The sequence below is a fragment of the Nocardioides sp. genome, from assembly GCF_031422975.1.
GTDB lineage: Bacteria > Actinomycetota > Actinomycetes > Propionibacteriales > Nocardioidaceae > Nocardioides.
In genome coordinates, this window is the sequence record NZ_JANPEO010000577.1 from 1 (window position 1) to 9,302 (window position 9,302).

Below are 9,302 nucleotides of genomic sequence, written 5' to 3' on the forward strand. Positions count from 1 at the left end.
AGCGAGGTGGGCGAGAAGCAGCCCTTGGCCAGCATCGCCTGGCGGACCGCATGCGATGTGACGCCCAACCTCCCTGCGGCGTCGTCGACGTCCAGTGCGTGACCGGTCAGGTGGAAGTGCTTGCGCTGCGCTGCCATGAGCAACGGCTGGAGCTCCTGGACGCTGCGCGGCGGGCGCACCATCCAGCCGACGTCTCGGAAGTACTTCTGGACCTCTCCGCGGATGGACGGCACGGCGTAGGAGAGGAAGTCGTGGGCGCTGGTGGCGTCGAATCGATCCGCCGCCCGCACCAGGGCCAGGCAGGCCGTCTGCTCGAGATCCTCGAGGTCGCAGCCTCGACCGCGATAGTGCCGGGCGATGCTCCTGGCCACCGGCATGTTGAGCAGCACGATCTCGCCCAGGGTGTCCGAGCGCGCGACGCCGGGTGGCTCACCGGTTGCGCGGACGAACAGGTCCTTGGTGCGCTGTCGGCGCTCACACGCGGCGGGTGCGGATGGCACGCTCATGACAAGTCCTTCGAGCCGACTGGAACAGCCGCCATCGAAGTCCGGGATGCCGTCCCTTGATCATGGCACGCAATTGGGTGTGTGCGAGCCTTGCTGGACCATGAATCCCACGAACCCGGGTACCAGATCCTCATGACTGCCGTGCAGGACAAGCCCAGCTATCGGCTCGGCCACGGCCACCAACCTCGACACCGCGTCGTCCGTTGTCCGTGGTCCGGGCAACTGAGCCGGGGCAGCATGCGCGTGTGTGGGAGATGGCCATGAGTACCCAGTCATCGGCGGCTCGTGGCATCGCCGAGCTGCTGGAAGCACTGGTGGGCGCCGCCACGACCGAGCTGCACCTGAGGGGAGCGGTCGTGACTGTGACGTCCGCCCACGATTCGGAAGGAATCGTCGCCTCCTCCGACCCGGGCAGCCGAGCCCTCGCCGAGGTGGAGTTCAGCATCGGCGAGGGTCCCGCCCACGACGCCTTCGCCTACGGCCGCCCGGTGCTCGTGCCCGATCTGGACGGTTACCAGGGCGACGTATGGCCCGGCTACGCCCCGGCGGCACTCGCCGCCGGGATCGGGGCGGTGTTTGCGTTCCCCCTGCAGGTCGGAGCATCGCGCTTCGGCGTGTTCAGCATCTTCCACGACGTGCCGAGGCTGCTCGACGAGGAGGAAGTGGCGCAGTGCCTGGCCCTGTCCGAACTGGCGACGGAACTGCTGCTCGACAGCTCGGCTGCCACCGGCGACGGCGAGATCGACCCCGACCTCAAGAGCGCGTTCGGCCTGCGCAGCGAGATCTATCAGGCCCAGGGCATGGTCATGGTGACCCTCGGGGTGCCCCTGTCCGGGGCCCTGGCGCTCATGCGCGCCCACGCTTTCGCCGAGGGGCGCAGACTCATCGACGTGGCCATCGACATCGTCGAAGGACGACTCGACCTCACCGACAGAGAAGGCGGACAATGACGACGACCAGCACCGCACAGGATGAGGAACAGCCATGATCTCCACCGAACGGCTCACCGACGTGTTTGTAGAGGTCGCCGACACCCTGATCACCGACTTCGACCTCGTCGACTTCTTGCACAACCTCACCGACCATGCGGCAGCGGTGAGCGGTGCGGAGGCGGTCGGGTTGATGTTGGCCGACCAGCGGGGTCAACTGCGATACATGGCGGCCTCCAACGAGACCGGCAAGATGCTCGAGTTGTTCCAGCTCCAAAATGACGAAGGCCCGTGCATGGACTGCTACTCCACCCGGGCTGCGGTGGTCAACGCCGACCTCGCCACCGCCTCCGACCGGTGGCCCAAGTTCGCCCCGGCCGCCATCGCGGCTGGCTTCCAGTCCGTGCACGCCTTCCCGATGCGGCTGCGCGACAGCGTGATCGGCGCCCTCAACCTGTTCGGACACGCCGATGAGGAGTTCAAGGACCAGGAGGTGCGCGTGGTGCAGGCGCTTGCCGACGTGGCCACCATAGCACTGCTCCAGGAGCGCTCCATCGCCCGGGCCGGCGTGCTCACCGAACAGCTCCAAGGGGCGCTCAACAGTCGCATCGTCATCGAGCAGGCCAAGGGCGCCCTCGCGCGACAGGAGGGATCGACGCCCCATGACGCCTTCGAGATGTTGCGGGCGGAAGCGCGGCGGTCGCGGCGCCGGCTCGTGGATGTCGCGACCGAGATCATCACCGGACTCGACCGCTAGCCGCACCGGACGCGGGCACAGTCCCTGTGAGGTGCCCGGACGGTCGTCGATCATCCACAGCCTCAGCACCGCGCCGGTCCCGTCTGTCGGACCCGCCTGTTAGACATGCGCTCATGACGTTGCCCGACACGACCACCGAGATCCGGGCGGCGGCGCGCAACGAGGCCGAGGCCCACTTGCGCGCGCTGGTCGGCCCCCGTGACGGACGCGGTGAGGCCACCCTCCGCGACGACCAGTGGTCGGCGATCGAAGCGCTGGCCGTCGATGCGCGCAGAGCCCTGGTCGTGCAGCGGACCGGCTGGGGCAAGTCGGCGGTCTACTTCGTGGCCACGCTCCTGCTGAGGCAGCGCGGCGCAGGCCCGACCGTCATCGTCTCGCCGTTGCTCGCCCTGATGCGCAACCAGATCGCCGCCGCCGAGCGAGCCGGCATCCGGGCGGTGACGATCAACTCCACCAACATCGAGCAGTGGCAGCCGATCAACGACGCGATCAACGCCGGCGAGATCGACGTACTCCTCGTGTCACCCGAGCGCCTCAACAACCCCGGCTTCCGAGACGAGGTGATGCCGCGGCTCGCGGCGACCTGCGGCCTGCTCGTGGTCGACGAGGCGCACTGCATCTCCGACTGGGGCCACGACTTCCGCCCCGACTACCGCCGCATCCGCACCCTGCTCGACACCCTTCCCGATGGCATCCCGGTGCTCGCCACCACGGCCACCGCCAACGAGCGCGTGACAGCCGACGTCGCCGAGCAGCTCGGTCGCGACGTCCTCGTCCTGCGCGGCTCGCTCGACCGCGAGTCCCTGCGACTCGGTGTGGTCCGGCTCAGGACCGCGGAGATGCGACTCGCCTGGCTCGCCGACCACCTCGCGGAGCAGCCCGGCTCGGGGATCATCTACTGCCTCACCGTCGCCGCCACCCAGGAGGTCGCCGCCTATCTCCGCGACCGGGGCCACGAGGTGGCGGCCTACTCCGGCCAGACCGACACCACCGAGCGGCAGGCCCTCGAGAGCGCGCTGGTCGAAGGGCGGGTCAAGGCCCTGGTCGCGACGTCCGCGCTCGGGATGGGCTTCGACGCGGCCCTCGGCTTCGTGATCAACCTCGGCGCCCCGCAGTCGCCGGTGGCCTACTACCAACAGGTCGGCCGCGCGGGCCGCGGCACCGACGACGCGACCGTGGTGCTGCTGCCCCAGGTCGAGGACCGCGACATCTGGGCCTACTTCGCCTCGCTGGCCTTCCCGCCCGAGCAGCTCGTCCGCCAGACCCTCGAGGTGCTCGCCAACGCACCCGGCTCGATGAGCACGGTCGCGTTGGAGACGTACGTCGAGCTCAGCCGCAACAGGTTGGAGACGTTGCTCAAGGTGCTCGATGTCGACGGCGCCGTCCGCCGCGTGCAGGGCGGCTGGGTCGCGACCGGTGAGCCGTGGTCCTACGACGCCGAGCGCTACGCGCGGGTCGCCGAGGCCAGGCAGCGCGAGCAGGACGCAATGTTGACCTACCTCGACACGACCGAGTGCCGGATGCGGTTCCTCCGCTCCCAGCTCGACGACCCGGAGGCGGTCGACTGCGGTCGGTGCGACAACTGCGGCGGGCTCACGCTGTCGGCCGCCGTCTCCGACGCCGCCGTCGCGGAGGCGGGCGAGGCGCTGTCGCGTCCCGGCGTCGCGATCGAGCCACGCAAGCTGTGGCCGACCGCGCTGGCCAACCTCGGCCTCGAGCTCAAGGGCAAGATCGGCAACGGCCCGGCCGAGGGGCGCGCGATCGCCCGGCTCACCGACCTCGGCCACGGGCAGGCGCTGCGCGCGCTCTTCCGGGCCGGCGTGGCCGACGGCCCGGTCCCGCCCTCCTTGGCCGCAGCCCTGCTGACCGTGATGAAGGACTGGTCCGGCGACTGGGTCGAGCGGCCGGTCGCGATCGTGAGCGTCGAGAGCGCGACCCGTCCCCAGCTGGTCGGCGACCTCGCCATCGGGCTGTCGCGGGTGATGCAGATCCCGATCGTCGGCCGGTTCGCGATCGTGGACGAGTCGATCGCACCCGGTCAGGGCGCGGCCAACTCGGCGCAGCGCGTGGCCGCGCTGAAGCGGCGCTACCGGCTGGCAGCCGAGGTCCCGGCGGGGCCGGTGCTGCTCGTCGACGACCTCGTCGTCAGCGGGTGGACCCTCACGGTTGCGGGCGTCGCCCTCCGCGCGGCCGGCGCGACCTCCGTACTGCCCCTGGTGCTGGGGACCCAGACCTAGTCGGGGGAAGGTGCGCGTCCGCGTCACCCGCGTCCAGGCCGACCACCGTGCCGAGGGCTGGCCCTGGATCACGTTCAGACCCGGATCGTGCCGCGAGCCTGCTCACGCACCGCTTGGCACCAGCCTGCGGTTGTTCGTCTCGGGTTTCTGGGTTTTGCTTCTCCCCAGGGAAGCGTCGCCGTCGCGCAGGGATCGACCTCGGCGACGAGGGATCGAGCGACGGGACGACACCGCATGAGCACCGACGAGTTCTGGGACGACGCCGAGCGGCACCTGGTGAGGTACGGCGCCACCTTTACGCCGCGCATCATCGAGAGCGCCGCGGGGGCCTACGTCCGGGACAGCACCGGCGCTGCGATCCTCGACTTCACCTCGGGGCAGATGAGCTCGATCCTCGGGCACTCGCACCCGGACGTCGTACGCACGGTCATCGAGTCGGTCTCGACGCTCGACCACCTCTACAGCGGCATGCTGAGCCGGCCGGTCGTGGACCTCGCCCGGCGGCTGACCGCGACCCTCCCCGAGGCGCTGAGCAAGGTGCTGCTGCTGACGACGGGAGCCGAGTCCAACGAGGCGGCCCTCAAGATGGCCAAGCTCGCCACCGGCCGCTACGAGATCGTGTCCTTCGACCGGTCGTGGCACGGCATGACGTCGGGGGCCGCGTCCGCGACGTTCTCGGCCGGCCGCCACGGCTATGGGCCGCCGATGCCGGGCAACCTGACCCTGCCGACCCCGAATGCCTACCGCTCGCCCTTCCGCAACGCCGACGGCTCCTACGACTGGGAGGGCGAGCTCGCGTACGGTTTCGCGTTGATCGACCAGCAGTCCTCCGGCAGCCTCGCCGCCTGCATCCTCGAGCCGATCCTGTCCTCGGGTGGCATCATCGAGCCGCCAGTCGGCTATCTGCGCCGGCTCCGGGAGATGTGCGTCGAGCGCGGGATGCTGCTCATCCTCGACGAGGCGCAGACCGGCCTGGGCCGGACCGGCGACATGTACGCCTTCGAGCGCGACGGCGTCGTGCCAGACATCCTGACGCTGTCCAAGACGCTGGGCGCAGGGCTGCCGGTCGCCGCCGTGGTCACGAGCGAGGAGGTCGAGCGGCTCTGCCACGACCGCGGGTTCCTCTTCTTCACCACGCACGTCTCGGACCCGCTGGCCGCCTCCGTCGCGCTGACGGTGCTCGACGTCATCGAGCGCGACGGCCTCGTCGAGCGCGCCGCCCTCGTCGGCAAGGTGCTGGAGGAGCGGTTGCTGCACATGAAGGACCGCTTCGACGTGGTGGGCGACGTCCGGGGCCGAGGGCTCCTGCGCGGGCTCGAGCTCGTGACCGACAAGGCGAGCAAGGCGCCCGCCGACGACCTCGGACGTGCCGTCACGGCTGCCTGTCTCGAGCGCGGGCTGCACCTCAACATCGTGCAGCTGCCCGGGATGGGCGGGGTCTTCCGGATCGCCCCGCCCCTGACGATCAGCGAGGACGACTTGCACGCCGGCGCCGACATCCTCGACGCCTCGATCGCCGAGGTCCTCACCCGGGGTGCCTAGGCGTCGCCCGGGCTCAGGTGCCGCAGAAGGTCTGGTAGGTCCCGCCGTCGTCGGGGGCCGGCAGCGTGTGGCGCTCGAGGCCGGGCCGCTCGTCGTACGGCGACGAGATCGCCTCGAGCAGGACGTCCAGCGGACCGAGGTGGCCCTCGGTCGCGGCGGCCAGCGCCTCCTCGACCAGGTGGTTGCGCGGGATGTACACGGGGTTGGTGCGAGCCATCAGGTCGGGATCCGGAGCCGCCGCCCGCCACGGGGCCAGCCACCGGTCGACCCCGGCGAGGTCGAGGAACAGCCCTCGGAACGGCTCGACGTCACCACGGGCAGCCGTCCCCAGGGCACGGAACGCGGTGGTGTGGTCGACGCGACCGAGTCGCATCAGCTCGAGCAGGTCGTCGACCATGCCGTCCACGGTCGCATCGTCTGGACCGGCAGGCAGCCCGAGCTTGGCCCGCATCCCCGCGCTCCTCGCCGCGGCGTGCTGCGGACGGAACGCGCCCAGGGACGCGGTGGCGAGCTCGATCGCGATGGTCGGCTCGTCGTCGACGAGTGGGAGCAGGGTCTCGGCGAAACGGGCGAGGTTCCACTCGGCGGCCATCGGCTGGTTGGCGAAGGCGTAGCGGCCCGCGTGGTCGATCGAGCTGAAGACCGTGGCGGGGTCGTAGGCGTCCAGGAAGGCGCACGGGCCGTAGTCGATGGTCTCGCCGGAGATCGTCATGTTGTCGGTGTTCATCACGCCGTGGATGAAGCCGACGAGCATCCACTGCGCGACGAGTGACGCCTGCGCACCGACCACGGCGTCGAGCAGGGCCAGGGCGGGTCGGTCGGCGTCGGCCGCCGCAGGGTGGTGGCGCTCGATGGCGTGGTCGACCAGCCTCCGGAGCAGGTCGAGGTCGCCGCTCGACGCGGCGTACTGGAAGCTGCCCACACGCAGGTGGCTGCTCGCCACCCGGGCCAGCACCGCCCCGGGCAGCAGGTCGTCCCGCTGCACCGGACGGCCGGTCGCGACCACGGCCAGCGAACGCGTCGTCGGGATCCCGAGGGCGTGCATGGCCTCGCTGATGACGTACTCGCGGAGCATCGGCCCGAGGGCGGCCAGGCCATCCCCGCCGCGGGAGAACGGGGTCGGGCCGGAGCCCTTCAGGTGCAGGTCGCGCGTGCGTCCGTCGGCGTCGAGCAGCTCGCCGAGCAGCAGCGCGCGGCCGTCGCCGAGGCGGGGGGAGTAGCCGCCGAACTGGTGGCCGGCGTAGGCCTGCGCCACGGGTGTGGCGTCGGCGGGGAGCACGGTTCCCGTCAGCAGCCCGACACCCCCGGGGCCGCGTAACCATGCCGGGTCCAGGCCGAGCTCGAGCGCGAGCGGCTCGTTGAGCACGACGAGCTCGGGGTCGGGCGGTGTCTGCGCACGCCAGGCGATCGCGAGCTCGCCCAGCTCCCGGGCGAAGCGACCCTGGAGGACGGGCTTGACGGAGGTGACGGCCACCTCAAGAGCGTACGGCGGCGTCCTGCGCCCGGGATGGGTGCGCGCCCCAGAAACGCCGAGCGCCGCGGGGATCAGGGGAGAAGCGACTCGATCTGTCCGGTGATCTGCTCGTCGTCCGGCAGGACGCCGGGGTTGAAGCGCGCCACCACGGCGCCGTCCGCACCGATCAGGAACTTCTCGAAGTTCCACTGCACGTCGCCTGCCTCGCCCGACTCGTTGGGCGTCTCGACGAGCTGGCTGAAGATCTCGTGCCGGTCGTCGCCGTTGACGTCGACCTTTTCCGACATCGGGAACGTCACTCCATACGTGGCGGAGCAGAACTCGGCGATCTCCTCGCTGCTGCCCGGCTCCTGGCCGCCGAACTGGTTGCAGGGGAGGCCGACGACGGTGAAGCCGCGATCGGCGTACGCCGCATGGATCTCCTCGAGGGTGGAGTACTGCGGCGTCAGGCCACACTTGCTCGCCACGTTGACCAGTAGCGCCGGCCGGCCTCCGGTCAGGTCGCGCAGGGTGCCGGGAGTGCCGTCGAGGCGGGCCAGAGGGGCGTCGAGGATGCTCATGCGTCCGAGGCTAGCCTCCGCCTTGTGAGCTTTGTGCCGGTGACCGGACCCGCGACCTTCCGCGCCGGGGAGCCGCCGCGCGACGGGCTCGTCGAGTTCTCCGACGAGCGCCGCACAGTGGCGTTGCCGATCCGGGGCGCCCTGCCGGTGCTGACCAAGGCCCACAACCGTGACGACCTGCACCCGAGCGTCGCGCTGCTGAGCGGCGCGGCCCTGCTCGGCATGAGGCTGGTGGCCGCCGGCAAGTTCGGGCCGGACCCGAGCGGGCTGTCGTGGCAGGTGGCCGCGCTGGAGCGGGCCGACGAGTACCGCCACACCCAGCTCGCGGCCGCGCGGGCGCACGACGGGCTCGACGCGGCGACGGCCGAGGGGATCGTGCGGGCGGTGCTGAATGCGGTGGCCGACGCGATGCCGCGGGCCGCGCCGATCGCGACGCGTCGTCCGCCGATCGCCAGTGGCCAGTCAGCGCCCAGACAGCACCGGGTCGACCCCGAGTTCACCAAGCGACTTCAGGAACGCGTCGCCAGAGCCAAGGCACGGTCGAGTGACGACCGCCCCCAGCTCGTCTCGATCGCGCTGCGGATCGAGGCCGACGAGGAGGAGCTGGTCGCCGGCGCCGTACGCATCGTGCTCCAGGTCCATGCCTCGGAGAATGCCGCCCACGTCTGCGACGCCGCCGTGCTCTGGAGCGAGTCCGGGCTCGACGCCAGCCACGGCTTCGGAGACCGGGCACGCACGCACACCAGCATCGCGTTGCGGGCGGCGGCCGACGCCTGGCCGGTGCTCGAGCGGTTCCTCGAGCTGCGGGTGCCCGACGAGCTGATCCTCGACACCGACGAGCTGGTCAGCCTGCTCGACACCGGCGTCACCGCCCTCAAGGAGGCCGGGGTCGACGTGCTCTGGCCGCGCCACCTCGACCGCGACGTCACCGCCAGGGTCGAGCTCACCGAGGCGCGCAGGGCACCCAAGCGGGAGGGGGCGCTGCAGACCGGGTTGTTCGGGCCGGAGGCGCTGTTCGGCTTCCAGTGGCAGCTCGCGCTGCACGGCGACGCGCTGAGCGATGAGGAGATGGACCAGCTCGCTGGCGCCGCGTCGCCGATCATCAAGATCCGCGACAACTGGACCGTCGTCGATCCCGCCATGCTCAAGCGGGCCAAGCGCCGGATGATCCGTACCGTCCAGCCGGCCGCCGCGCTGGCCGCGACGCTCACCAACGTCGTCCAGATCGAGGACGTCGAGCACGAGGCGATCGTGGGCGCCTCCCTGCTCAGGGTCCGCGACCGGCTGCAGGCTGCCG

8 protein-coding genes are annotated in these 9,302 nt (G+C 71.0%); 5 read left to right on the plus strand and 3 right to left on the minus strand.

Features of this window, described 5'->3' with window-relative positions; all coding sequences use genetic code 11:
• On the minus strand, window positions 1-506 hold a 506-nt coding region (locus RMO85_RS17245), incomplete at its 3' end, for a sigma-70 family RNA polymerase sigma factor (protein WP_310529951.1).
• A 260-nt stretch (window positions 507-766) separates the two neighbouring features.
• Between RMO85_RS17245 and RMO85_RS17250 the strand changes: the two genes are divergently transcribed.
• From RMO85_RS17250 to RMO85_RS17265, 4 genes are all read left to right on the plus strand, one after another.
• Window positions 767-1,456 (plus strand): GAF and ANTAR domain-containing protein, encoded by a 690-nt coding sequence (locus RMO85_RS17250; RefSeq protein WP_310529952.1) that lies wholly within the window; start codon window positions 767-769, stop codon window positions 1,454-1,456.
• A 34-nt stretch (window positions 1,457-1,490) separates the two neighbouring features.
• Window positions 1,491-2,192, plus strand: coding sequence for a GAF and ANTAR domain-containing protein (locus RMO85_RS17255; protein WP_310529953.1), 702 nt, complete (start codon window positions 1,491-1,493; stop codon window positions 2,190-2,192).
• A 113-nt stretch (window positions 2,193-2,305) separates the two neighbouring features.
• Window positions 2,306-4,429 carry a DEAD/DEAH box helicase gene (locus RMO85_RS17260; protein ID WP_310529954.1) on the plus strand — a complete coding sequence of 708 codons (2,124 nt, stop codon included), beginning with the start codon at window positions 2,306-2,308 and terminating at the stop codon, window positions 4,427-4,429.
• Window positions 4,430-4,663: 234 nt separating this feature from the next.
• The gene (locus RMO85_RS17265; protein ID WP_310529955.1) at window positions 4,664-5,971 is read left to right on the plus strand and encodes an aspartate aminotransferase family protein; all 1,308 of its coding nucleotides are present in this window, start codon (window positions 4,664-4,666) and stop codon (window positions 5,969-5,971) included.
• Between the two features lie 13 nt (window positions 5,972-5,984).
• Here the strand turns inward: RMO85_RS17265 and RMO85_RS17270 are convergent, their stop codons facing one another.
• Together RMO85_RS17270 and RMO85_RS17275 are read right to left on the minus strand one after the other, a co-directional pair.
• Window positions 5,985-7,445: a protein adenylyltransferase SelO family protein gene (locus RMO85_RS17270; RefSeq protein WP_310529956.1), complete on the minus strand. Its 1,461-nt coding sequence runs from the start codon at window positions 7,443-7,445 to the stop codon at window positions 5,985-5,987.
• Window positions 7,446-7,516: 71 nt separating this feature from the next.
• Complete coding sequence (locus RMO85_RS17275) at window positions 7,517-8,005, minus strand: glutathione peroxidase (protein ID WP_310529957.1); 489 nt, start codon at window positions 8,003-8,005, stop codon at window positions 7,517-7,519.
• Window positions 8,006-8,029: 24 nt separating this feature from the next.
• Here RMO85_RS17275 and RMO85_RS17280 point away from each other — a divergent pair.
• The coding region (locus RMO85_RS17280; protein WP_310529958.1) for an SNF2 helicase-associated domain-containing protein at window positions 8,030-9,302 on the plus strand (1,273 nt) is incomplete at its 3' end.